Raw genomic sequence first — 23,622 nt, 5'->3', positions numbered from 1 at the left:
CCCGCCAAGCCTCGACACTTGTCCGGTGCAAGTCAAGCAAAGCCAAAGAAGCGATTGAAACAGTCTGCTACAAGCGTTGCGCCCTGCTCATCGTTCAGGTGCAGGTGATGGCCACCGGGCAAGGTCACCTGTTCAAAGGGTAGCTGCTCAAGCAACCCCTCGCGACGCGCCAGCATGCCCTGCGCTGCCACCACCAGGCAGCCGGGGCACTTGACGTGCCGCACGTAGGCCATCGCCTGGGCTTGCGTCAGGCGCACCGGCGAGGGCAAGGTCAGGCGACTGTCGCTGCGCCAGCTGTAGCCCCCAGCCACGGGCATCAGCCCACGCTGGGCCAGCAGCTCGGCCGCTTCGCGGCTCACCGCGACCATGCCCTTCATGCGTGCCTCCACCCCTTGGTCCTGGGTGCTGTACACCGACTTGCGCTTGGTGTCGAGGCGCATCTGTGCGCGCAGCGCCATCCCCAGCCGCTCGGCAGCATCCTGCTCCTCGCCGGTAGGCGGGATGAGGCCATCGATGAGCGCCAGGTGGCTGACACGCTCGGGCAGTGCGGCGGCCAGTTGCACGCTGATGATAGCGCCAAGCGAATGCCCCAGCAGGGCGAAGCGCTCCCAGCCAAGTTGCTCGGCTGCGCGCACGATGTCGTAGGCGTAGTCGGCCAGCGCGTAGCCGGCACCCGGCGGGCGATGTTGCGAATGGCCATGACCGGCCATGTCCAAGGCCACGATGCGCAGGCCCCGAAGGCGGGGCGCCAAGCGCGCGAAGCTGTTGGCGTTGTCCAGCCAGCCGTGCAATGCGATCACCGGCAGGCCGTCCTCGGGGCCGAACACGTGGCCGGCCAGCTCGATATGGCCAAGGTTCAAGCGTATGTCTTCGACCTGGATATTCATGCCTGACTCCACCGATCGAACAGGCCCTTGATCAGGCTTGCGGTATCTTCCGGGTGCTCCAGCGGGAACATGTGGCCACCCGGAACGCTGTGGTATTCCCCCCTCGGCATGCCCCGCACCGCCAAGGCATGATGACGACGCACCACGGTACTGGCCTGACCACGGACCATGGCCAGCGGCAGGTGCAACTGCTGTACAGGCGCAGGGCTCAGGTGGGGTACGTTGCGATAGATGCTGATTTCGGTAGCAGGATCGAAGCGCAGGCACAGCGCGTGCTGATGCTCGTGCAGGCCATGCTCGACGTAGGCATCGAGGCAGTCGGGGTCGAAGTGGCGGAACAGTGATCGGCTGGCGAAATACGAGCGGGCACTGAGCCGATCTTCGAATTCGGCGCGCCGACCTAGCGTCCGGCCGGCCGGGGTAATGCGGTCGATCAAGCCCAGGTGCTTGGCAGCACGCAGCAGCCACTGGTCTGCGCGGGTCAGCACGGGCGAGTCGAGCATGACCACGCCCCGGTAGAGCTCGGGTCGCCGCAGGGCGGCATGCAAATGCAGAACACCCCCTAGCGAATGTCCCACGCCCCATACGGGGCCTGGCTGCTGCTCAAGGTGGTACAACAGCTCGTCCACCAGGCTCTGCCAGTTGGCGTCTACCGGAAAGCGCGGATCATGGCCGTGCTGGGGCAAGCTCTGCACAGAGTAGTCCGGCGCCAGGGCGGCGAACAACTTGCCGTAGGTTGCCGACGGAAACCCATTGGCATGGGCAAAGAATATCGGTTGCGGCATGGTGGGCTTCCGGGCGCAGAGAGTGGCCCATTGTGGTTGTCCACCAAGCCCCAGGCAACGTTCGGAAAGGTCATCGGCAAGGGCGATCAGGTCATGCCGATCGATCAAAGCTACCCAGCGAGCGGCGCAGACACGCCTTGATGAAGGCTTGATGGCTTTCCAGCGCCTCGCGCGCCAGACGCTGGTCTTCAGCGTCAAGATTCAATCTGCGCAGCGCCAGGCAGCTGGTTTGTATCAGGTGGGCCACGCGGGTGCAGGCTAGCTGCAAGGCAAGCAGTTCCTGCTCGGCTTGCTGACGTCGGCCTTCCTCAAGCGCCGTGTTCGCCTCGATCTTGCGCATCAGGTGATAGAACTTGGCGTCGGCGACCTCCCGCAGCAAGCTGTGCTGGGCGTGGTCCAGGGCGATGCCTTGCTCGACCTTCTCCGTGGTGGTTTGCAGGTTCAGCGAGCACAACAATTTCCACATTTCGCCCGTCATCGACCCAACCTTATGCATGTTCTTCGTGACTAAGCTAGCAAGTCGCAATCGATTGAAACAACTGACAAAAATGCCAGTTGCCTCCATTGCAAACCTGTATGACGAAGCCACCGCAGGCAATCAGCAGGACATGTGCAAGGCGCGCAGCGTCATCAATCCCGCCAAGGGCCAATCCCCCTCTAGCTCCGCCAGGCTGGCCGTGCCCATGGCGGCCGGCCGCTGCAGGTGACCGTGCTCGAGCAACCCGACCAGGTGGCCGACCAACGGCTGGTGGCTGACCAGCAGCACGTGATCCAGACCAAGGCGTTCAATCTGGCCGATCGTGAGTTGCACATCGCTCTCGGGCGTCAGCCACGGCACCGTGCGTACCGGCTCGCTAAACCCCAGTGCCTCATGGACCAACGCAGCGGTCTGCTGCGCCCGAACATAAGGGCTGGCAATGATCGCCTGCAGTGGCTTGCCTGCCAGGTGTGCAGCGCTGTGCAGAACCTGCTCGCGACCGTGCGCGGTCAAGCGCCGCTCGGCATCGCGGGTGGCTCGCGGCTCAGCTTCACCATGGCGCAACACCCACAGGTTCACAGCTTGGGCTCTTGGTCAGGTTCAGCAGGCGAAGGCGCGCGCGCCACGTGGGGCGCCTCGCCGTCCGCCGGGCTTGGTGCTGGCCAATCGGCAAACGGCCAGGGCTTCTGATCGGTATGGAAGGTGCCGAAACGTCCGATCTGAGCCAGGTACTGGCTCAGGCTATCGCCAACGTCCATCACGCTGGCGCTGGGCGCACCGTAGATCAGTCGATAGATCAACTGGACTACTACCAGGCCGGCCAGCAGCAACTCGGCCAATTGCCAGACCACCAGGAAAACCAGCATCCAGACCACGCGCAGGATCAGGGACTCGCGCTGGGCATGCTCAGGGGTATCGTTCATGTGTCGCTCCTTGCCGTTTGCCAGGGTTATCAGGGTTCAGTTGAAGCCGCTGGTGGAAATGAAATCGACATCGGTCTTCGGCTCGGCGCTCATCAGGTGCTCGATCACCTGGTTCAACGTGCGGCCTTCGAACAGGATGGCATGCAGGCCGGCGACCAGGGGCATGTACACCTGCGCCTGCTGGGCCTTGGCCTTGAGTACCTTGAGGGTGTTGACGCCCTCTGCCACTTCCCCCAGCCGACTCACCGCCTCATCCAGGCTCAGCCCCTGGCCGAGCGCGTAGCCCACCTGGTAGTTACGACTCTTGGGTGAGGAGCAGGTGACGATCAGGTCGCCCACGCCGGCCAGGCCCAGGAAGGTCATGGGGTTGGCGCCCTGGCTGACCGCAAAGCGGGTCATCTCGGCCAGTGCGCGGGTGATCAACATGCTCTTGGTGTTCTCGCCCATGCCCAGCGCCACGGCCATGCCAGCGATGATGGCGTAGACGTTCTTCAGGGCGCCACCGAGTTCCACGCCAAAACGGTCGCTGCTGGCATACACGCGGAAGGTCCTGCCATGCAGCACAGCCTGCACCTGTTGGCACAGGCGCTCGTCTTCGCTGGCCACCACAGTGGCAGTCAGGGCGTGCTCGGCAATTTCCCGGGCAAGGTTGGGCCCGGAGAGCACACCTATGCGCGCCTGTGGGGCGATCTCCTCGACGATCTGGCTCATCAGCTTGAACGTCTGGGCCTCGATCCCTTTGGTGAGGCTGACCAGTCCTTTGCCACGCAGCAGGTCGGCATGGGGCGCCAATACGCTGCGCAAGGCACTGGAGGGCAAGGCCACGAAAATCAGGTCGCAGGCCTGGAGCGTGGCCAGCAGGTCATTGACTGGCTCTACCCCTTCGTGCAGCCCAATGCCCTTGAGGTAGCGCGGGTTCTCGCGATGCTCGCGCATCGCCTGGGCCTGTGCCGGGTCGCGCATCCATTGGCGCACTGGCACACCGTTCTGTGCCAGCAGGTTTGCCACGGCCGTGCCGAAGCTGCCGCCGCCCAGAACTGCAACAGGTTGCTGATCAGTCATATCCAATCCGTTAACACCTAAAATAAATGGCGACCGGCGCATTATACGGGTCACCTGCCCCGCGCCAAGGCCAGTCGGGCATTGCTCGCCCAGGCCAGGTGCATACCCACCGATCGGCCAGCATCAATACCGCCGCAGATCACTGGCAAAACGGCAAAGTTCATTTACCATGCCGGTTTACCCACGATACAAGGCCGCTCCGTGCTCCCTGGCTCGCCTCCCTACCCGCGGCTATTGCTGTTGACCGCCCTGCTCGGTACACCTGCGCTGGCAGATGACTTGTTCATCGACAACAGCGACCTGCCACAGGTTTTGACTGCAACACGCCTCAAACAATCCCCGGCTGCGGTGCCAGGGAGCATGACCGTGCTCGACGGCGCCTTGATCCGGGCCAGCGGCGCGCGTGATATCCCCGAGCTGCTCAGGCTCGTGCCAGGGATGATGGTGGGCTATTTGGCCGGCAATCAACCGACCGTCAATTACCACGGCAGCAATGTCAACGAAGCGCGCCGCATGCAGGTGCTGATCGACGGCCGCTCGGTGTATCGGGCCGGGCTGGCGACGGTGGACTGGAGCGATATCCCGCTGGCGCTGGAAGATATCGACCGAATCGAGGTATTCAGAGGGCCGAACACGGTCAGCTATGGCGCCAATGCCCTGATGGCCGTGGTGAACATCCTCACCCGCAATCCTGCCGACAGCCACGGCACGCGCCTGAAAGTCACGCGCGGGCAAAACGGCATCGACGACTTCTATGCCAGCCAGGGCTTTGGCTGGGACAACGGCGATATGCGTCTGTCGCTGTCGGGCCAGCAGGATGACGGCTTCGACCATGACCAGTTCGGCCAGCACTACCGTGACAGCCGCCGCGCCACACGCTTGAACCTGAGCGCCAGCCATACCCTGGCGCAGGACCAGACACTGGACTGGCAACTGGCCGCCAAGGAAGGCACCAACCAGCGGCCCTATACCTACCAGCCAGTGTTCCCGTTCGTGACCCAGCGCGGCAAGGATGCCGACGTCAAGGCCATGGACTATGCAGGCTCGGTGCGCTGGAACATCGACTTTGCCGCTGAACACAGCCTGTACGTCCAGGGCTCGGCGCAGCACTTCGACCGCCAGCAAGTGTGGCGGGCCTGCGACGCGGCGTTGTCCTTCAGCCCCGAACTCACCCGTCTCTGGCAAATGAACCCCAACTACGCCGAGCGGGTAGCCCGTGGCGCGAACAACCCGCCCCTCAGCAGCAACCCTCAGGAGCAGGCCCTGGTCGATGCGATCAAGGAGCAGTGGAACAACCAGGGCGGCAGTGACGTGGTGTGCGGCGATGTCGACCAGAGCACGCGTGAAACCCGCTATGACCTGGAAATCCAGGACACCTACAGCCTCACAGACAGCCTGCGCCTGCTCAGCGGTATGAACTATCGCTATGATCGTGCCGACTCGCAGACTTATTTCAATGGCAGCGTGGACGATCAGACCTGGCGGCTTTTCGGGCAACTGGAGTGGCGAGCCGACGAGCACTGGATCGTGCAGGGCGGCGCCATGTTCGAGGATTCGCGGCTCTCTGGCAGCTCGCTTACGCCACGGTTGGCGGTCAATTACCTGATCACCCCGCGCCATGGCCTGCGCGCCGTCTATTCCGAGGCGGTACGTTCGCCTGACATGTTCGAAAACAACGTCAACTGGAGCTACACCGTCAAGAACCTGATGCCCTACGCCTTCGGCCAGCAGCATGGCGAATACTTCGTCAAGACCCGCGGCCCTGGCGACCTGGAGCAGGAGCACATGCGCTCGCGTGAGCTGGGCTACAACGGCTACTTCAGCGACCTGGACCTGAGCATGGACCTTAAGGTGTTCTTTGATGAGATCACCGGCATGATCAGCGAGCCGCTCAAGAACAACCAGTACATCGCCAGCAATGCGAACCGCGCGCGCTTCAGCGGCAGCGAGGCCCAATTCGATTGGCGCCCTACCCTGCGCGACCGGCTGCGCTTGACCTTCGCCCATGTCGACGCCTGGGCCAGCAATCCTGCCGACCGCAACCTCAGCGCCAGCAACAGCGGCTCTGCTGGCTGGATGAGGGACTGGGGCCACGGCTGGTCCAGTGGTGCTTTCTACTACGGAGACGATGCCCTCAATCAGTACCGCTACGAACGCCTGGACCTGCGCGTGGCCAAGCGTTGGCATGTGTACGGGAGCAACCTGGAACTGGCAGCCCTGTGGCAGCAACGCCTGGATGATGAGCCCACCACCGCCGTGCAGAACCGCTACGACAGCCGGCATCGGCTTAGCCTGAGCGCGGAGCTGGAGTTCTGATGGTTCGGTTGCTGCGCCTGTTGGTGCTATGGCTGTGGCCATTGGGGCAGTTGTCCGCTAGCGAAATCCTGCTGGTCGGCGCCCAGGACCAGCCGGGCATCCGCAGCTTCATCGCTGCCCTGGAAAGTCGACGCCCCAATGACCACGTGCATTTCCAGGCTGCCAGCGAGCTGCCTGCGCCGGGCCGGCTTAACCTGGACCTGCGCCTGGTGTTGCTGGACGATGAGGCATTGCAATGGCGCCTGTCGCAAACCGCCGGGCCACCGGCACTGGCCATGAGGGTCAGCCGGGTGCAGGTGGAACAGCGCCTGGGAAAGTCACGCCCCGGGTTTCTCACCTTGCTGTGGAGCGACCCGCCGCTGGATCGGCAACTGCGCCTGACCCGCTACCTGTTGCCGCAAGCCAGGCGCATCGGGGTGCTGTACGGTGAACACAGTGGGTTTCTGCTGGATGAGCTGCGCCGTGCCGCGCAACCGCTTGGCCTGGAGATCGTGGCACAGGCTTGGCCCGACCCGCGTGACAGCCGCCCCTTGCAACACCTTCTGGGCAGCAGTGACGTGCTGCTCGGGCTCGATGATCCGGACCTGTACAATTCCAAGACAGCGAAAAACCTGTTGCTCAGCAGTTACGGCCGCCAAATGGCCTTGATTGGCCCCAATGCCGGATTCGTCCGTGCCGGCGCGCTGGCCAGCACCTACAGCGACCAGCAAGATTGGCTGAGCGTGCTCGACAGTTTGCTCGGGCAACCGCCTGCGCGCTGGCCCCGCAGCCTCTACCCAGCTCATTTCGGGGTCAGCGGCAATCAGCAGGTGGCACGGGCGCTGGGCCTGGAGCCCATTGATCCCGATGCCGCCGCCCAAGCCCTGGCTGCTGGAGAGCGCACCCCATGACCAAGGGCCTGAACTGGGACATTCATACGCGCACACAGATCATCAGCCTAGGCCCGGCGTTGTTGCTGACGCTGCTTTTGATCAGCTTCTTCACGTTCGTGCGCATCCAGGATTTGCGTCAGGAGCTCAACCACACCGGCCAATTGATTGCCAACCAGCTTGCGCCCGCGTCCGAATACGGGGTCATCTCAGGCAACAACGAAGTGCTCGAAGGCCTGATGCGCGCCACCCTGAGCATTCCCCACGTGCGTTTTCTGGAGGTGCAGGACAGCCGCAACCATATTTTGGTGTACGTCGAGCAGTCTGACGAAAGCACCAACCGCGCCCAGCAGGTGGAGGTGTTTCAGGCGCCGATACGTCTGCAGCAGATTCGACTCGAAAGCGATTTCCTTCAGGAAGGCCTGGCGGCTGCCCCGGCCATCGGCGATGACTACCTGGGCCGGGTCATCGTCGGCATGTCGGACGATGCGTTCAGCCAGCGTCAGCAGGAGATCGTGATCAAGGCCGCCGTGCTGGCGTTGTTCGCACTGCTGTTCACGTTCTTGCTGGCTCGCCGCCTGGCCCTGAGCCTGGCCAAACCCATCAGCGACATGGGCCATGCCGTCAAGGCCATCCAGCAGGGCCACTACGATACGCCCGTTCCAGTGGTGGACGACAGCGAGCTGGGGCATCTGGCCCGGCACATCAATAATCTGGCCCGCGCGCTGGAGCAGGCCAGTACCGAGCAGAAGAAAGCCATTGCCGAGCTGATCCAGGCACGCGAGGAAGCCGAGCAGGCCAACCGCGCCAAGTCCGATTTCCTGGCCATGATGAGCCACGAGCTGCGCACACCGCTCAACGGTGTACTGGGCATGCTGCAATTGCTCGAAACCACCTCGATGAGCAGCGAGCAGGCCGACTACACCGCAGTGGCGAGCGAGTCGACGGGGCATCTGTTGCGGGTCATCAATGACATCCTCGATTTCTCGCGGATTGAACGGGCGGCCTTGCAGCTCGAGCACATCGATTTCAACCTCGGCGAGCTCATCACCCACTGCGTCCAGTCATTCCAGCATGCAGCGCAGCAACAAGGGCTGGCGCTGGACTTGAGCCTGGCCGAGAACACTGCCCAGTTGCAGGTGAACGGCGACCCTACCCGGATCCGGCAGATTCTCCTGAACCTGATCGGTAATGCCCTGAAGTTCACCGAACAGGGGCAGGTGCGGGTCGAGGCCCGTTGGCAGGTGATGGATGAGCAGCGAATCTGGCTGACATGCAGCGTGCAGGACACGGGCATTGGCATCGACAACGATCGCCTGGAGATGATGTTCGTCGCGTTCCAGCAGGCCGACAGCTCGATTTCCCGTCGCTACGGCGGCACCGGCTTGGGCCTGTCCATCGCGCGCACCCTGGCCGAACGCATGGGTGGGCACCTGCATGGCCAGAGCCTCGAAGGCCATGGCTCGACCTTTACGCTGGAGATGCCCCTGGCATTGCCAGCATTGACGCGCCAGGCCCGCCGCGTTGCGCCGCCCGGCCAGCTTGCCTGGACCGAACCCACCAGGGTATTGCTGGTCGAAGACAATGCCGTCAACCAGAGCGTCACCGAGGCCATGTTGCGCAGCTTGGGCGTTGAGGTGAGCACGGCCGATGACGGCCAGCAGGCCGTGGAGCAGGTCAGGCAGCAGCATTTCGCCGCCGTTTTCATGGACTGTGGCCTGCCCTACATGGACGGTTACGAGGCCACGCGCCAATTGCGCCTGCTGACAAACGGCGCGCACGTACCGATCATCGCCCTGACCGCCAATGCGTTGCAGGGTGACCGCGAACGGTGTCTTGCCGCAGGGATGGATGACTACCTGAGCAAACCCCTGCGCCGCAGTGAATTGCAGCAGGTGCTGGCGCGCTGGCTGCCAGGACAGGCAACCGCGACTGGCGATAAATGCTAAAGTGCGGCAGTCTTAAACACTGGACAGGACTCCTTTCGGACCTGAAAATAGACGTTTCAGTGCACACCTGTACTTCTTTCGACAGGTGCGCTGTGACTTTCACTACAACGCAATAGTCTACCTGTAGGCTGCCGCCCCGCTCGCGATGCGTGACGGGCCGGCCGGGAAGATTCATCCCCTGCCGCAGGGGGTTATTGAGGAGCTCGCATGACCAAACAACACGCCTTTACTCGGGAAGACCTGCTGCGCTGCAGTCGCGGTGAGCTGTTCGGCCCAGGTAATGCGCAACTGCCCGCGCCGAACATGCTGATGGTCGATCGCATCACCCACATCAGTGAAGAAGGCGGTAAGTACGGCAAAGGTGAATTGGTCGCCGAGCTGGACATCAATCCTGATCTTTGGTTTTTTGCCTGCCATTTCGAAGGCGACCCCGTGATGCCAGGGTGCCTGGGCCTCGATGCCATGTGGCAGCTGGTCGGCTTTTTCCTGGGCTGGCAAGGCCTGCCGGGCCGCGGTCGTGCACTGGGTTCCGGTGAAGTGAAGTTCTTCGGCCAGGTGCTGCCCACCGCCAAGAAAGTCACCTACAACATTCACATCAAGCGCGTGCTCAAAGGCAAGCTGAACATGGCCATCGCCGATGGTTCGGTCAGTGTCGATGGCCGCGAGATCTACACCGCCGAAGGCCTGCGGGTCGGCGTGTTCACCTCCACTGACAACTTCTAAGGGTTATTCGCATGCGCCGCGTCGTTATCACTGGTCTGGGCATCGTGTCGTGCCTGGGCAATGACAAAGCTACCGTCACCGAAAACCTGCGCAACAGCCGTCCGGGTATCCGTTACAACCCGGAATACAAGGAAATGGGGCTGCGTAGCCAGGTTTCCGGCTCCATCGACCTCAATCTCGAGGAACTGATCGACCGCAAGGTCTTCCGTTTCGTCGGGCATGCGGCTGCTTACGCCTATCTGGCGATGCAGGACGCCATCAAGGACTCGGGCCTGACCGAAGAGCAAGTCTCCAGCCCACGTACCGGCCTGGTTGCCGGCTCCGGTGGTGCATCGACCCTGAACCAGATGGAAGCGCTGGATACCCTGCGCGAAAAAGGCGTCAAGCGTGTAGGCCCCTACCGGGTTACCCGCACCATGGGCAGCACCGTTTCGGCGTGCCTGGCGACGCCGTTCAAGATCAAGGGCATCAACTACTCGATCTCTTCTGCATGCGCTACATCGGCCCACTGCATTGGTACTGCACTGGAGCAGATCCAGTGGGGCAAGCAGGACATCGTGTTTGCAGGCGGCGGTGAAGAAGAGCACTGGAGCCAGTCGTTCCTGTTCGATGCCATGGGCGCCCTGTCGACCAAGCGCAACGAAACCCCGGAACTGGCCTCGCGTGCCTATGACGCAGACCGAGATGGCTTCGTCATCGCCGGAGGCGGTGGCATGGTGGTGGTCGAAGAGCTGGAACATGCCCTGGCCCGTGGCGCCAAGATTTACGCCGAGATCGTCGGCTATGGCGCCACTTCCGACGGCTATGACATGGTCGCGCCAAGCGGCGAAGGCGCCATCCGCTGCATGCAGCAGGCGCTGTCGACCGTCGATACGCCGATCGACTACCTGAACACCCACGGCACCTCTACCCCAGTGGGCGACGTTGCCGAAATGAAGGGCGTTCGTGAAGTGTTCGGCGAAAATGCACCGAAGATCAGCTCGACCAAGAGCTTGTCCGGTCACTCCCTGGGGGCTGCCGGTGTACACGAGGCGATCTACTGCCTGCTGATGATGGAGAACAACTTCATCGCCGGCTCGGCCAACATCGACGAACTGGACCCGGCGGTCGCTGACTTGCCGATCCTGCGCAAGACCGAAGAAAATGCCAAGATCGATACGGTCATGAGCAACAGCTTCGGTTTCGGCGGCACCAATGCCACCCTGGTGCTCAAGCGCTGGGAAGGCAAGTGATTCGCTGACGCGCCAATAGAAAACGCCCCGACTGGTTCGGGGCGTTTTCATTTACGTTGTAAAAAAGATCCCGTTGGGCACGACGCGACCTGTGTCATTTCCCCTTGGGCAGTACAGCCAGGAAGTTGTCCTTGGCCACGCGCCTGGCCACGTCCTCGGGCAAGGCATCCAGAAATGGCCTGAAACTGTCCATCTCCTCCCCCAGGCTATCGAAGCGGCCGACCACATCCGAGCCCAGCATGAACCGCGTCGGATATCGCTTTACCAGCGCCAGCCAGGCTTCGCGTGGGACGCCTTGCTCATCGAGCAGGTAGGGCTTGAGCACACTCCACGACAGGTCCACGTACAGGTTCGGGTAATCTTCGAGCAATCGCGTCAGCACGGGCAGCAGAAAATCCATCCGTGTCTGGTGCCGGTGAATTTCCATGCTGCTGCCAGCGTGTGCCCAGATGAAGCGCGTATGCGGATGATTGCGCAGGGGCTCTTCGATCTCGGCCAAGTACAAAGGGTTACGCTCGCGCTTGGAGGTGATATTGGAATGTAACAGCACCGGCAGGTCGCGCTCGGCGGCCAGGTGATAGACCCGCGTCATGGCTTCGTTGTTGGCACGCGGGGTTTCACCGCTGGTCAACGCCGTCAGGTCATCGTGACGGGTGAATACCTCGCCGATACCCTGCCAGAGGCCTGGATAAAGGTCGAGCATGCGCTCGATATGGCTGACGGCATTCTTGTCGACTGGATTGAAGCCGGTCAGGAAGGGGTGAAATCGCTTGCGCTGTTCGCCCGACAACTGCTGCAGCGCCGCTGCCACGAAAGTATCGGTGGCACTGTACCAATAGGCGTCGGCATCGTCGCCGGCGTAATAGCGGGGGCGCTTGGGCTCGTCTTCATGCCATTTCTTGGCAACGGGTATGCCGGAGATCATCGACTGATCGATGCCTGCAGCGTCCATGGCCCTGAGCAGCGCCGGCATACCTTCGGATTCCTGGAAGAAATCCACGTAATGCAGGTGCGCATCGCTGTAGCGGTATTCACGGGCCTCCGCACCTGGGCCAAGCCAGGCGGTCAACGCTACGCAGGCCAGTGCTCTGGCGATCATGGTTGGCTTCCTTGTAATGGGCAAACCTACTAGACCTGCAAGCGCAGCGTGCGGTTCGCCAGCCCTGCCATCTACGCAGCGCTGGCACTCGCTCCGGTCACGTGCGCGCTAGCGCTGGAATACCTCGGCCAGCAGGTTGTGCATTGCGCGGAAGGCCCGCTCGGAGGTGCGCCGGTCGTACTGCGTCTTGCCAGGCACGTTGGCATCCGGGTCAGTGAACGAATGCACCGCACCGCCATAGCTCACCAGTTGCCAATCGACTTTGGCGGCGTTCATTTCGTCTTCGAACGCCGGGAGCTGCTCTTGGGGCACCAAGGGGTCGGATGCGCCATGTAGCACCAGGACCGAGCCCTTGATGCGTTTGGCATCCTCAGGGTCAGGCGTGTCCAGTGTGCCGTGGAAGGAGATCGCTGCACGCAGATCAGCCCCCGCACGCGCCAGTTCGAGCGCACAGCATCCCCCGAAGCAGAACCCGAAGGTCGCCACCTTGCCGGGGCTAAGTGGCGCCTTGGACTGGCCCAGCAACTGCGCAAGGGCGCCTTCCATGCGCCTGCGCAACTCGCCGCGGTCGTTTTTGAGCGGCATCATTGCAGTGCCCGCCTCATCGGCATTCGCCGGGCGAACGGTCTGACCATAGAGATCGACGAGCAGCACCACATAACCTTGCGCTGCCACTTCCTTGGCAATGCGCTCGGCCCCTTCTGTCACGCCCATCCAGTTGGGCGCCATCACCAGGCCAGGCCGACCCAGGGCGCCGGGCTCATAGGCCAAACGGCTCTCGAAGGTCTTGCCGGACAGGTGGTGGACCAGTGATTCGACGACTACTTTGCTCATGCTGTACTCCTTAAGGCTGCACCATGAAAAAAGCCCGCCGAAGCGGGCTTTAGCCATACGTCAATTCAAGCAGACAACTCGACCAACAGCTTGTTCAGGCGCCGCACGTAGGCTGCGGGGTCTTTCAGACTGTCACCGGCTGCCAGCGCGGCCTGGTCGAACAGAATGTGCGACAGCTCGGCGAAGCGGTCCTCACTCTGTTCGTGATCGAGCTTCTCGATCAGCGGGTGGGTCGGGTTGAACTCGAAGATGGGTTTGGAATCGGGCACTTTCTGGCCGCTGGCTTCCAGGATCTGGCGCATCTGCAGCCCCAGGTCCTGCTCGCCGATGGCCAGAATGGCTGGCGAATCCGTCAGGCGATGGGAGACGCGGACCTCGGCGACGTTTTCGCCCAATGCGCTTTTCAGGCGCTCTACCAGGCCTTCCTTATCCTTGGCGACTTCTTCCTGGGCTTTCTTGTCTTCTTCGGTATCCAGCTTGCCCAGGTCCAGATCGCCACGGGCCACATCCACGAACGCCTTGCCGTCGAATTCGTTCAGGTAGCTCATCAGCCACTCGTCGATGCGATCGGTCAGCAGCAACACTTCGATGCCTTTCTTGCGGAAGACTTCGAGGTGCGGGCTGTTCTTGACCTGCGCGTAGGACTCGCCGGTGAGGTAGTAGATCTTGTCCTGGCCTTCCTTGGCGCGGGCCAGGTAGTCGGCCAGCGACACGCTCTGCTCGCCGCTTTCGTCGTGGGTAGACGCGAAGCGCAACAGGCCAGCGATCTTTTCCTTGTTGGCAAAGTCTTCGGCCGGGCCCTCTTTCAACACCTGACCGAAGTTCTTCCAGAAGCTCTTGTACTGCTCTGGCTCGTTCTTGGATAGTTTTTCAAGCATGTCCAGCACGCGCTTGGTCAACGCGGTCTTCATCGAATCGATGATCGGGTCTTTCTGCAAGATCTCCCGCGACACGTTCAGCGACAAGTCGTTGGAGTCCACGACACCCTTGATGAAGCGCAGGTAAAGCGGCAGGAACGACTCGGCCTGATCCATAATGAACACGCGCTGAACGTACAGCTTCAAGCCACGCGGCGCTTCGCGCTGGTACAGGTCGAACGGGGCGCGGGCAGGCACGTACAGCAGCGAGTTGTATTCAAGCTTGCCTTCGACCTTGTTATGGCTCCAGGCCAACGGGTTTTCGAAGTCATGGCCGATGTGCTTGTAGAACTCCTGATATTCCTCGTCCTTGATCTCGGTACGCGGACGGGTCCACAGGGCGCTTGCACGGTTGACGGTTTCCCACTCTTGGGCTGGCTGCTCTTCGCCTTCGGCTGCTGTCTGTTCCTTGGGCAACTGAATTGGCAGGGCAATGTGATCGGAGTACTTCTTGACCACGTTGCGCAGGCGCCAGCCATCGGCGAATTCCAGCTCGTCCTTTTTCAGGTGCAGAACAATGCGGGTACCGCGCTCAGGCTTGTCGATGGTCGCAACTTCAAACTCGCCCTCGCCCTTTGACGACCAGTGCACCCCTTCGCTGGCGGGCTGGCCCGCACGACGGCTGTAGACATCGACCTGGTCAGCCACGATGAATGCCGAGTAGAAGCCCACGCCAAACTGACCGATCAGGTGCGAGTCTTTCTTCTGATCGCCGGTGAGGTTCTTCATGAAGTCGGCAGTGCCGGATTTGGCAATGGTACCCAGGTGAGCGATGACGTCGTCGCGGCTCATGCCGATGCCGTTGTCCTCGAGGGTGACCGTACCGGCCTCCTTGTCGAAACTCAGGCGAATCTTCAGGTCCGCATCGCCTTCGAGCAGTTCAGGCTTTGCCAGCGCCTCGAAACGCAGTTTATCGGAGGCGTCGGAGGCGTTGGAGATCAGTTCGCGCAGGAAGATCTCCTTGTTCGAGTACAAGGAATGGATCATGAGGTGCAGCAGTTGCTTTACCTCGGTCTGGAAGCCCAGCGTTTCTTTTTGAGTCTCCACGCTCATGTTCTTCAAACTCCGATCAGATGACAGTGGTCGCCAAGCGGCATGGGTGGCTGCGTTGGCGGCGGATGTCATGCAGATGGGGGCTGCCGAATTGATTTCAAGGGCTTGCCCGATTCGATCTTCAAATCCGAGCGGGTCGTGGCGAGCTGCTTTGCCGCCTGCTTGCCGCAGGCGGTGTATCGTTTCCACATTCAGACGGGTGCCGATACTGACGCAACGAAGGGACGTGCATGTACGGACCTGCCGTGCACTGCCATACCGGCTGAGTTGCAGTTGCCCGCGGCCGATAACCCGCCTTAGTGCGAAACACTCGCCATGGCCGGAAGTTCAGTTTCAAGATATTTAATATCTGCGTAATGACCGTGGAACTAATCCAGCAGGGCCCGACTCGAAGCATCAAGTCAACTTATTCCACCAAGGAGAGACACCCTCATGCGTAAACCATTTGCTTTTGCTCTGATGCTGGCTGCTGCCATGGGCCTGGCTGCTTGCGATAAAGCGAGCGAAGACAAAGCCCAGGACGCACAAGAACACCGTGAAGAAGCCCAGGAGAAGATGGGTGACGCACAGGACAAGATGAACGACGCTGCCAAGGAAAACGCCGAAGCTGCCCAAGACCAGGCCGAAGCCAATCGCAAGGCTGCCGAAGAGGCTGCACCAGCCACGCCAGCAACCACCACTACTCCGGCCGATCCTGCCAAGCAGTAATCGAACCGAACAAAAAAACCCGACACTGTCGGGTTTTTTTATGCCTGTCATTCGTGGACTAATCGTTTCAGTTAGGCAACGTGGACTGTGAGGCATGCAACTCGCCTGTCGAACTTTCGGTGGGGGTGAACACCATGACGTCAAGCACGTCTGAATGGAACTCGCGGCGATAAAGGATCAGCACAACCCCTACACTTACCGCCATGAACAACCAGGGGTTGATAAACCAGCTCAACATGGCCATGCCGAAGTAATAAGCGCGCAGCCCGAAGTTGAATTGGTTGGCCGCCAATGACAGCACCCTGGCCGCCCTCAAGGCGAAGGCCTTGCGCTCTAGTTCGCTTACCTGACGCTCGCCGATCATGGGCGCCGAGCCCACCAGTACGGCAGCGAAGTTGTATTGACGCATGCACCAGCTGAACGTGAAGAAGGCATACACGAACACCGTGGCCAGGCACAGCAACTTGATCTCCGACATGCCCTGGGATGCCTGCTGCACCAGCGGCAGATCAGCCAGCAACGATAGTGCGCGGTCGGAAGCCCCCAGCACAGTCAAAATACCCGCCAGAATGATCAGGGTGCTGGAGGCGAAAAAGGAGGCGTTGCGTTCCAGGTTGCCGATGACACTGGCATCGGCAATGCGGTTGTCACGCAGAAGCATCCTGCGCATCCAGTCTTCACGGTACAAATGCAACACGCTGGCCAGGCATGCGGTGTCCCGCCCCTTCCAGATGGCATAGCGCGTATAGCCGCCCCAGCACAGCACGAACCAGCATGCCGCTATAAGGTTATTGAGATTGCTCAGGATGAAGTTCATGCAGAGATCCGTAGGTGCCATGTGCCGAAAGCATAAAGACCGTCTTTCGACGCTGGCAAGCCGCAAAAGGCACGCGAACTCCGGCGAATAATTTCCAAGGCGGCTCGCTTGCGCCGTTTGCCAAGGTGCATACGAACAAAAGCCCCGCATCCTTGCGAATGCGGGGCTTGCAGTGCCAAGCGGTGGGTCCAGCATCCCGTGGCTTGTGGCCGATGCCGGACCCTGGGCTTAGCAACTCATGCCATGGCCTGGCGGGGCTTGCCGAGCATGCGATCGCATACCACTGCACCCACCAAGGTCACCACCGACGGCACCAGCCAAGCCAGGCCCTGATCACTCAAGGGCAAGTGAGCCATGAAGTCCGGGAGCACGTGGGCGATGCTGCTGCCTTTGACGGCATCTACCATGCCGAACAGCAACGAGACCAGCATCACCGGGCCGAGGATGCGCGTTGGCGAGTTCCACAGCTCGTTCACGAAGCTCAGCCCCACCACGACGATGCACGGCGGGTAGATGGCGGTGAGCACAGGGATCGAGAACATGATCAGCTTGGTCAGCCCGAGGTTGGACACCAGCAGCGAGAAGCCTGCCAGGATCACGACCAGCGCGCGGTAGGACAACGGCAGGATCTGGCTGAAGTACTCGGCACAGGCGCAGGTCAAGCCCACGGCAGTCACCAGGCACGCCAGTGCGATCAACACGGCCAGGAAGCCGCTGCCCAACGAGCCGAAGGTATGCTGCACATAGGCGTGCAGCACGGCCGCCCCGTTGCTCGCCCCTGCCGCGATTTCGTGGCTACCGGCGCCCAGGCGGAACAGGCTGATATACACCAGCGCCAGACCAACACCTGCAATCAACCCGGCAATGATGGCATAGCGCGTGATCAACTTGGGCGACTCCACGCCGCGCGAGCGGATGGCGTTGACGATGACGATGCCAAATACCAGCGCCCCGAGCGTATCCATGGTCAGGTAGCCGTCGGAGAAGCCCTTGGAGAACGCGGCAGCAGCATAGGCAGGCTGCGCCTCGCCAATGGTGCCCGCTGGCAAGGCGAAGGCCGCGATGCCAAGCACGGCCAGCGCGATGATCTTGAGCGGTGCCAGGAACCGACCCACGGTATCCAGCAGCTTGCCAGGGTACATCGACACCGCCAACACCACGATGAAGTAGACCAGGCTGTAGATGAACAGCGCCAGCGGGCTTTCACCCGTCAACGGCGCTACACCCACTTCGAACGATACCGTCGCGGTACGCGGTGTTGCAAACAAGGGGCCGACCGATAGGTAGCAAACGGCGGCCAGCAGGCCACCAAAGAACTTGCCGATCGGGCTGCTCAGCGCATCCATGCCGCCGCCGACCTTGGCCAGGGCGACCACGGTGATCACAGGCAGCCCTACCGCCGTGACCAAAAAGCCTAGCGCAGCCATCCACACGTGCGGGCCGGATTGCAGGCCGACGATGGGCGGAAAGATGATATTGCCAGCGCCTACGAAAAGCGCGAACGTCATAAAGCCAAGCGCCAGGATATCCTGGCCTTTGAGAACTTTCATTTAAGGTAGTACCACACTGCTGAAATCGGGATTCGTGAGGGGATTTCCCCATGGGTGAGGGAAATGCTGCCCGGCTTGGTAGGCCAGACCCGTTTAGCGTGTCGTTCCCTTTTGGGGCACGGGCACAAAATAGTCGCGTAGATTAACCGTTTTACCCTTTAAACGCACTGGCACAGTGCGTGTTGTCCGATGTGCGTACGTCATTGTCGTCTGCGTGAACGGAACAATCGGTATTATCCGCTGGCTGAACAGGGTGTATGTACGAAAATTCCTATCACAGCTATCGAAAAAACCTAATCCCTTTGGTCCCCCATCCTGACGAGCAAATCTTCGCCAGATTAATCGGCGTCCATATACGACAAAGGCCACCCTAAGGTGGCCTTTGTGCGCGTGGGGGGTGCAGCAGTATTACTTCTTCACTTCCCAACCGGTCAGCTCGGCCAAGGCCTTGCCGATGTCAGCCAGCGAACGCACGGTTTTGACACCTGCGTCCTGCAGGGCTGCGAACTTCTCGTCTGCAGTGCCCTTGCCGCCCGAAATGATGGCGCCAGCGTGGCCCATGCGCTTGCCCGCAGGTGCGGTAACACCGGCGATGTAGGAAACGACAGGCTTGGTGACGTTGGCCTTGATGTAGGCTGCGGCTTCTTCTTCAGCCGAACCGCCGATCTCACCGATCATGACGATCGCTTCGGTCTTCGGGTCTTCCTGGAACAGCTTCAGGATGTCGATGAAGTTGGAGCCCGGGATCGGGTCACCGCCGATGCCGACACAGGTCGACTGGCCGAAGCCGGCGTCGGTGGTCTGCTTGACAGCTTCGTAGGTCAGGGTGCCGGAGCGCGACACGATACCGACCTTGCCTGGCAAGTGAATGTGACCAGGCATGATGCCGATCTTGCACTCGCCCGGCGTGATGACGCCTGGGCAGTTAGGGCCGATCAGGGTCACGCCCAGCTCGTCGCACTTGACCTTGGCGTCCAGCATGTCCAGGGTCGGAATGCCTTCGGTAATGCACACGATCAGCTTGATGCCGCCAAACGCTGCTTCCAGGATCGAGTCCTTGCAGAACGGCGCTGGTACGTAGATGACCGAAGCATCGGCGCCGGTCGCCTCAACGGCTTCCTTGACGGTGTTGAACACCGGCAGGCCCAGGTGGGTGGTGCCACCCTTGCCTGGAGTGACGCCGCCGACCATCTTGGTGCCGTAGGCGATGGCTTGTTCGGAGTGGAAAGTACCCTGCGAGCCGGTGAAGCCCTGGCAGATGACTTTGGTGTCTTTATTGATCAGGACGCTCATTACTTGCCCTCCGCAGCTTTGACAACTTGTTGAGCAGCGTCGGTCAGGCTGGTTGCAGCAATGATGTTCAAACCGCTTTCTGCCAGTACTTTAGCGCCCAGTTCGGCGTTGTTGCCTTCAAGGCGAACGACGACCGGCACCTTCACGCCGACTTCCTTCACAGCACCGATGATGCCTTCGGCAATCATGTCGCAGCGAACGATGCCGCCGAAGATGTTGACCAGAACGGCCGCGACATTGCTGTCGGACAGAATGATCTTGAACGCTTCGGTAACGCGTTCCTTGGTAGCACCGCCGCCCACGTCGAGGAAGTTGGCTGGCTTGCCGCCATGCAGGTTGACGATGTCCATGGTACCCATGGCCAGGCCAGCACCGTTGACCATGCAGCCGATGTTGCCTTCCAGGGCAACGTAGTTCAGTTCGAACTTGGCAGCGTGGGCTTCACGGGCATCGTCCTGGGACGGGTCGTGGAAGGTTTTCAGCTTGGGCTGACGGTACATGGCGTTGGCATCGATGTTGATCTTGGCATCGAGGCAGTGCAAGTCGCCGTCGGCCTTGATCACCAGCGGGTTCACTTCCAGCAGGGCCAGATCGTGATCCTTGAACAGCTTGGCCAGGCCCACGAAGATCTTGGCGAACTGTTGCACTTGCTTGCCTTCCAGACCCAGCTGGAACGCCAGCTCGCGACCTTGGAAAGGCTGAGCGCCGACCAGTGGATCGATAGTGGCCTTGAGGATTTTTTCAGGTGTGTCGTGAGCGACTTTCTCGATGTCCACGCCACCTTCGGTGGAGGCCATGAACACGATGCGGCGGCTCGAACGATCGACCACAGCGCCCAGGTACAGCTCTTTGGCGATGTCGGTGCAGGATTCGACCAGAATCTTGGAGACGGGCTGACCGTTGGCATCGGTCTGGTAGGTGACCAGATTCTTGCCCAACCACTGTGCAGCGAACGCCTTGGCGTCTTCCTTGCTGCGAACCAGCTTGACGCCGCCCGCTTTGCCGCGACCACCAGCGTGAACCTGGGCTTTGACGACCCACTCGTTCCCGCCGATCTTGTCGCAGGCTTCTGCCGCTTCTTCAGGGGTGTCGACCGCGAAACCCTTGGAAACTGGCAGGCCGTACTCAGCGAACAGCTGCTTACCCTGATACTCGTGAAGATTCATGCTTTTTACCGTCTTCGTTAGGTACTGCGCTTCGGCGCTGCGCCATCACTGGCGCCGCACCACCTGTGACCGTTGACCCCGGGTTATCCCATGTGATCCGGTCCGGCGGACTTTCCGCGGTGAGTCATGCACGCAAGACTCACGACGGGCAGCCCGCCGTGGTTTCTTATGATTAACGCTTCTTACGGTTGGCGACGTGAATGGCACCGCCATTCACCGCCAGCGCTGCTTCGTGCAACGCTTCGGACAGGGTTGGATGGCTGAAGACCATCATGCCCAGGTCCTCGGCACTGGTGCCGAATTCCATTGCGATTGCGCCCTGCTGTACCAGTTCGGCAGCCGATGGGCCAATCACGTGCACACCCAGTACGCGGTCGGTCTTGGCATCGGCGATGACCTTGACGAAACCACCGGTATCGTTGGCCGCCATCGCACGGCCGCTGGCCGCGAACGGGAAGGTGCCCACGTTAACCTCTACACCCTCGGCCTTCAAGGACTGTTCGGTCTTGCCGACCCACGCGATTTCCGGGTGGGTGTAGATGACCGATGGGATCAGGTCGTAGTTCATCTGGGCCTTGTGACCCTTGATGCGCTCGACGACCATGATGCCCTCTTCCGAGGCCTTGTGCGCCAGCATCAGGCCACGCACCACGTCACCAATGGCGTAGACGCCCGGCACGCTGGTCGCGCACTGGTCATCGACGTAGATGTAGCCACGCTCGTCGATGTTCACACCGCTGTCGGCAGCCAGCAGATCGGTGGTCACTGGACGACGGCCCACGGCAACGATCAGCTTGTCGAAGGTGATCTTCTGCTCGCCTTCGGCGTTGGTGTAGGTCACTTCGACTTCGTCGCCGTTGACCTTGGAACCGGTGACGCGCGCACCCAGCTTGATGTCCAGGCCTTGCTTGGTCAGGACCTTCTGGGCTTCCTTGGAGACAGCGGTGTCGGCAGCCATCAGGAAGGTGTCCAGGGCTTCGAGCACGGTCACTTCTGCGCCCAGGCGCGCCCATACCGAACCCAGTTCCAGGCCGATCACGCCAGCACCGATCACGCCAAGGCGCTTGGGCACGGCTTGGAATTCCAGGGCGCCGGTGGAGTCGACGATCACATTCTGGTCGACCGGGGCCGGCGGAATGTCGATCGGGCGCGAGCCGGAAGCCAGGATGACGTTATCCGCTTCGATGACTTCGCTGGTGCCGTCAGCCTTGGTCACTTCGACCTTCTTGCCCGCCAGCAGCTTGCCGTGGCCCTGGATGGAGGTCACGCCGTTGGCCTTGAACAGGGTGGCGACACCGCCGGTCAGGTTCTTGACGATGCCTGCCTTGCGGCCAACCATCGCCGGTACGTCCATCTTCACTTCGCCAGTGAAGATACCGTGGACGTTGAAGCTCTCTTTGGCTTCCTTGTATTTCCAGGAGCTGTCCAGCAGCGCCTTGGAAGGAATGCAGCCTACGTTAAGGCAAGTGCCGCCCAGGGCCAGCTTGCCCTCGGCGTCGGTGTACTTCTCGATGCAGGCAGTCTTCAGACCAAGTTGGGCGGCCTTGATAGCAGCTACATAGCCGCCAGGACCGGCACCAATCACTACCACGTCGAATTTCTGGGTCATAAAAGATTCCTTGTTAGCTCAAGCGGCCGCTGCAAGCCGCAAGACAGACAGGCTTCGATCTGAAGCCTGTCGCTCGCAGCTTACAGCTGCGCGATTAGATGTCCAGCAGCAGGCGGGACGGATCTTCCAGCAGGTTCTTGATGGTCACCAGGAAGGTCACCGCTTCCTTGCCGTCGATCAGGCGGTGATCGTAGGACAGCGCCAGGTACATCATCGGGCGAATCACCACTTGGCCATTGATGGCCATCGGGCGCTGGATGATGTTGTGCATGCCCAGGATCGCGGCTTGTGGTGGGTTGACGATCGGCGTCGACATCATCGAACCGAAGGTACCACCGTTGGTGATGGTGAAGGTGCCACCGGTCATTTCTTCGATGGCCAGCTTGCCGTCACGGGCTTTCTTGCCGAAGGTGGCGATGCCGTTCTCGATTTCGGCCAGGCTCATGGACTCGGCGTTGCGCAGTACCGGGACCACCAGGCCACGGTCGCTGGAGACCGCTACACCGACGTCCGCGTAACCATGATAGACGATGTCGTTGCCGTCGATCGAGGCGTTGACAGCCGGGAAGCGCTTGAGCGCTTCGGTCGCAGCCTTGACGAAGAACGACATGAAGCCCAGGCGCACACCGTTGTGGGTCTTCTCGAACAGGTCCTTGTACTTCGAACGCAGGGCCATGACTTCGGTCATGTCGACTTCGTTGAAGGTGGTCAGCATGGCCATGTTGGACTGGGCTTCGACCAGGCGCTCGGCGATCTTGGCGCGCAGACGGGTCATCGGCACACGCTTCTCGGTACGATCGCCAGCGGCGGTCACGACTGGTGCCGGTGCTGCAGCGGCAGGCTTGGCCGCCGGGGCAGGCGCCGACTTTTTATTGGCAACGGCAGCGACCACATCTTCCTTGGTCACGCGACCGCCTTTACCGGTACCCGACACGCTGGCCAGGTCGATGCCATTTTCTTCTGCCAGCTTGCGGGCAGCAGGGGCAGCGACCGGGTCGTCTTCACTGGCGTCGGCAGCGGCGGCGGCCGGTGCGGCGGCCTGGGCAGGCGCAGCAGCAGGTGCAGCGGCAGCAGCGCCGCCCTCCACGATCGAACCCAGCACTTCGTCGGACAGGACGGTATCGCCCTCGCCCTTGACGATGTCACCCAACACGCCGTCGGCAGTGGCCAGCACTTCCAGTACGACCTTGTCGGTCTCGATGTCGACGATCAGCTCGTCCCGCTTGACGGCGTCGCCTGGCTGCTTGTGCCAGGTGGCAACGGTGCCGTCGGCAACCGATTCCGGGAAGGTTGGGGCTTTGATCTCGATAGCCATTATCAGTGTTTCCTTAAATTCGGTTTCAGATGCGCGA

Annotated in this window: 21 protein-coding genes; 6 read left to right on the top strand and 15 right to left on the bottom strand. The window is 61.3% G+C overall.

Annotation, left to right across the window (positions count from 1 at the left end; genetic code table 11):
• Positions 1-32: 32 nt before the first annotated feature.
• The 6 genes from FS767_RS10015 to FS767_RS09990 all read right to left on the bottom strand — a co-directional run bounded on the left by FS767_RS10015 (position 33) and on the right by FS767_RS09990 (position 4,135).
• The gene (locus tag FS767_RS10015; protein WP_144965106.1) at positions 33-887 is read right to left on the bottom strand and encodes an alpha/beta hydrolase; all 855 of its coding nucleotides are present in this window, start codon (positions 885-887) and stop codon (positions 33-35) included.
• On the bottom strand, positions 884-1,672 hold the full coding sequence (locus FS767_RS10010; RefSeq protein WP_144965104.1) for an alpha/beta fold hydrolase: 789 nt from the start codon (positions 1,670-1,672) through the stop codon (positions 884-886). Before FS767_RS10010 ends, FS767_RS10015 begins: the two co-directional genes overlap by 4 nt.
• A 91-nt stretch (positions 1,673-1,763) precedes the next feature.
• Positions 1,764-2,138, bottom strand: coding sequence for a hypothetical protein (locus FS767_RS10005; RefSeq protein ID WP_144965205.1), 375 nt, complete (start codon positions 2,136-2,138; stop codon positions 1,764-1,766).
• A 132-nt stretch (positions 2,139-2,270) separates the two neighbouring features.
• Entirely contained in the window at positions 2,271-2,729 is a 459-nt protein-coding gene (sixA, locus tag FS767_RS10000) for a phosphohistidine phosphatase SixA (protein WP_144965102.1), read from the bottom strand.
• Positions 2,726-3,073 (bottom strand): DUF4389 domain-containing protein, encoded by a 348-nt coding sequence (locus tag FS767_RS09995; RefSeq protein ID WP_144965100.1) that lies wholly within the window; start codon positions 3,071-3,073, stop codon positions 2,726-2,728. The genes sixA and FS767_RS09995 overlap by 4 nt, the downstream gene beginning before the upstream one ends.
• Positions 3,074-3,109: 36 nt before the next feature.
• Positions 3,110-4,135, bottom strand: coding sequence for an NAD(P)H-dependent glycerol-3-phosphate dehydrogenase (locus tag FS767_RS09990; protein ID WP_058602677.1), 1,026 nt, complete (start codon positions 4,133-4,135; stop codon positions 3,110-3,112).
• A 201-nt stretch (positions 4,136-4,336) separates the two neighbouring features.
• Between FS767_RS09990 and FS767_RS09985 the strand changes: the two genes are divergently transcribed.
• From FS767_RS09985 to fabB, 5 genes are all read left to right on the top strand, one after another.
• A complete protein-coding gene (locus tag FS767_RS09985; RefSeq protein ID WP_144965098.1) occupies positions 4,337-6,451 on the top strand; it encodes a TonB-dependent siderophore receptor in 2,115 nt (704 codons plus the stop codon).
• On the top strand, positions 6,451-7,341 hold the full coding sequence (locus FS767_RS09980; RefSeq protein WP_144965096.1) for an ABC transporter substrate-binding protein: 891 nt from the start codon (positions 6,451-6,453) through the stop codon (positions 7,339-7,341). Before FS767_RS09985 ends, FS767_RS09980 begins: the two co-directional genes overlap by 1 nt.
• Positions 7,338-9,269, top strand: coding sequence for an ATP-binding protein (locus FS767_RS09975; protein WP_144965094.1), 1,932 nt, complete (start codon positions 7,338-7,340; stop codon positions 9,267-9,269). Before FS767_RS09980 ends, FS767_RS09975 begins: the two co-directional genes overlap by 4 nt.
• 207 nt (positions 9,270-9,476) lie before the next feature.
• A complete protein-coding gene (gene fabA, locus FS767_RS09970; protein WP_144965092.1) occupies positions 9,477-9,992 on the top strand; it encodes a 3-hydroxyacyl-[acyl-carrier-protein] dehydratase FabA in 516 nt (171 codons plus the stop codon).
• A gap of 11 nt (positions 9,993-10,003) precedes the next feature.
• Positions 10,004-11,224 (top strand): beta-ketoacyl-ACP synthase I, encoded by a 1,221-nt coding sequence (gene fabB, locus FS767_RS09965; protein ID WP_058639738.1) that lies wholly within the window; start codon positions 10,004-10,006, stop codon positions 11,222-11,224.
• Positions 11,225-11,318: 94 nt separating this feature from the next.
• On the opposite strand, the gene FS767_RS09960 is transcribed toward fabB, so the two are convergent.
• The 3 genes from FS767_RS09960 to htpG all read right to left on the bottom strand — a co-directional run bounded on the left by FS767_RS09960 (position 11,319) and on the right by htpG (position 15,127).
• A complete protein-coding gene (locus FS767_RS09960; protein ID WP_144965090.1) occupies positions 11,319-12,323 on the bottom strand; it encodes an amidohydrolase family protein in 1,005 nt (334 codons plus the stop codon).
• Positions 12,324-12,431: 108 nt separating this feature from the next.
• Positions 12,432-13,157 (bottom strand): dienelactone hydrolase family protein, encoded by a 726-nt coding sequence (locus FS767_RS09955; protein ID WP_144965088.1) that lies wholly within the window; start codon positions 13,155-13,157, stop codon positions 12,432-12,434.
• Between the two features lie 65 nt (positions 13,158-13,222).
• On the bottom strand, positions 13,223-15,127 hold the full coding sequence (gene htpG, locus FS767_RS09950; RefSeq protein ID WP_058602670.1) for a molecular chaperone HtpG: 1,905 nt from the start codon (positions 15,125-15,127) through the stop codon (positions 13,223-13,225).
• 432 nt (positions 15,128-15,559) lie between these two features.
• Between htpG and FS767_RS09945 the strand changes: the two genes are divergently transcribed.
• Positions 15,560-15,835 (top strand): hypothetical protein, encoded by a 276-nt coding sequence (locus FS767_RS09945; RefSeq protein ID WP_023533594.1) that lies wholly within the window; start codon positions 15,560-15,562, stop codon positions 15,833-15,835.
• Between the two features lie 67 nt (positions 15,836-15,902).
• Here the strand turns inward: FS767_RS09945 and FS767_RS09940 are convergent, their stop codons facing one another.
• The 6 genes from FS767_RS09940 to odhB all read right to left on the bottom strand — a co-directional run bounded on the left by FS767_RS09940 (position 15,903) and on the right by odhB (position 23,585).
• Complete coding sequence (locus FS767_RS09940; RefSeq protein ID WP_144965086.1) at positions 15,903-16,652, bottom strand: DUF599 domain-containing protein; 750 nt, start codon at positions 16,650-16,652, stop codon at positions 15,903-15,905.
• 236 nt (positions 16,653-16,888) lie between these two features.
• Positions 16,889-18,202: a branched-chain amino acid transport system II carrier protein gene (gene brnQ / locus FS767_RS09935; RefSeq protein WP_144965084.1), complete on the bottom strand. Its 1,314-nt coding sequence runs from the start codon at positions 18,200-18,202 to the stop codon at positions 16,889-16,891.
• A 408-nt stretch (positions 18,203-18,610) separates the two neighbouring features.
• Positions 18,611-19,495 (bottom strand): succinate--CoA ligase subunit alpha, encoded by an 885-nt coding sequence (sucD, locus tag FS767_RS09930; RefSeq protein WP_004376004.1) that lies wholly within the window; start codon positions 19,493-19,495, stop codon positions 18,611-18,613.
• Positions 19,495-20,661 carry an ADP-forming succinate--CoA ligase subunit beta gene (gene sucC, locus FS767_RS09925; protein ID WP_023533614.1) on the bottom strand — a complete coding sequence of 389 codons (1,167 nt, stop codon included), beginning with the start codon at positions 20,659-20,661 and terminating at the stop codon, positions 19,495-19,497. Before sucC ends, sucD begins: the two co-directional genes overlap by 1 nt.
• A 172-nt stretch (positions 20,662-20,833) precedes the next feature.
• Positions 20,834-22,270: a dihydrolipoyl dehydrogenase gene (gene lpdA, locus FS767_RS09920; protein ID WP_144965082.1), complete on the bottom strand. Its 1,437-nt coding sequence runs from the start codon at positions 22,268-22,270 to the stop codon at positions 20,834-20,836.
• A 94-nt stretch (positions 22,271-22,364) separates the two neighbouring features.
• Positions 22,365-23,585, bottom strand: coding sequence for a 2-oxoglutarate dehydrogenase complex dihydrolipoyllysine-residue succinyltransferase (gene odhB, locus FS767_RS09915; protein ID WP_144965080.1), 1,221 nt, complete (start codon positions 23,583-23,585; stop codon positions 22,365-22,367).
• Positions 23,586-23,622: the final 37 nt, after the last annotated feature.

Source organism: Pseudomonas sp. DE0010, from assembly GCF_007680745.1.
In the GTDB taxonomy this organism is placed as follows: Bacteria; Pseudomonadota; Gammaproteobacteria; order Pseudomonadales; family Pseudomonadaceae; genus Aquipseudomonas; species Aquipseudomonas parafulva_B.
Note: the sequence above shows the minus strand (reverse complement) of the source record. Positions and strands in the feature narration are given on the sequence as shown.

Coding starts and splice junctions, on each gene's coding strand:
- FS767_RS09955 (WP_144965088.1), bottom strand. CDS start 13,157: ATGAGCAAAGTAGTCGTCGAATCACTGGTCCACCACCTGTCCGGCAAG.
- FS767_RS10015 (WP_144965106.1), bottom strand. CDS start 887: ATGAATATCCAGGTCGAAGACATACGCTTGAACCTTGGCCATATCGAG.
- sucC (WP_023533614.1), bottom strand. CDS start 20,661: ATGAATCTTCACGAGTATCAGGGTAAGCAGCTGTTCGCTGAGTACGGC.
- FS767_RS09990 (WP_058602677.1), bottom strand. CDS start 4,135: ATGACTGATCAGCAACCTGTTGCAGTTCTGGGCGGCGGCAGCTTCGGC.
- brnQ (WP_144965084.1), bottom strand. CDS start 18,202: ATGAAAGTTCTCAAAGGCCAGGATATCCTGGCGCTTGGCTTTATGACG.
- lpdA (WP_144965082.1), bottom strand. CDS start 22,270: ATGACCCAGAAATTCGACGTGGTAGTGATTGGTGCCGGTCCTGGCGGC.
- FS767_RS10005 (WP_144965205.1), bottom strand. CDS start 2,138: ATGTGGAAATTGTTGTGCTCGCTGAACCTGCAAACCACCACGGAGAAG.
- FS767_RS09995 (WP_144965100.1), bottom strand. CDS start 3,073: ATGAACGATACCCCTGAGCATGCCCAGCGCGAGTCCCTGATCCTGCGC.
- sucD (WP_004376004.1), bottom strand. CDS start 19,495: ATGAGCGTCCTGATCAATAAAGACACCAAAGTCATCTGCCAGGGCTTC.
- FS767_RS09960 (WP_144965090.1), bottom strand. CDS start 12,323: ATGATCGCCAGAGCACTGGCCTGCGTAGCGTTGACCGCCTGGCTTGGC.
- FS767_RS09980 (WP_144965096.1), top strand. CDS start 6,451: ATGGTTCGGTTGCTGCGCCTGTTGGTGCTATGGCTGTGGCCATTGGGG.
- FS767_RS09975 (WP_144965094.1), top strand. CDS start 7,338: ATGACCAAGGGCCTGAACTGGGACATTCATACGCGCACACAGATCATC.
- odhB (WP_144965080.1), bottom strand. CDS start 23,585: ATGGCTATCGAGATCAAAGCCCCAACCTTCCCGGAATCGGTTGCCGAC.
- FS767_RS09945 (WP_023533594.1), top strand. CDS start 15,560: ATGCGTAAACCATTTGCTTTTGCTCTGATGCTGGCTGCTGCCATGGGC.
- FS767_RS10010 (WP_144965104.1), bottom strand. CDS start 1,672: ATGCCGCAACCGATATTCTTTGCCCATGCCAATGGGTTTCCGTCGGCA.
- FS767_RS09940 (WP_144965086.1), bottom strand. CDS start 16,652: ATGAACTTCATCCTGAGCAATCTCAATAACCTTATAGCGGCATGCTGG.
- fabA (WP_144965092.1), top strand. CDS start 9,477: ATGACCAAACAACACGCCTTTACTCGGGAAGACCTGCTGCGCTGCAGT.
- fabB (WP_058639738.1), top strand. CDS start 10,004: ATGCGCCGCGTCGTTATCACTGGTCTGGGCATCGTGTCGTGCCTGGGC.
- htpG (WP_058602670.1), bottom strand. CDS start 15,127: ATGAGCGTGGAGACTCAAAAAGAAACGCTGGGCTTCCAGACCGAGGTA.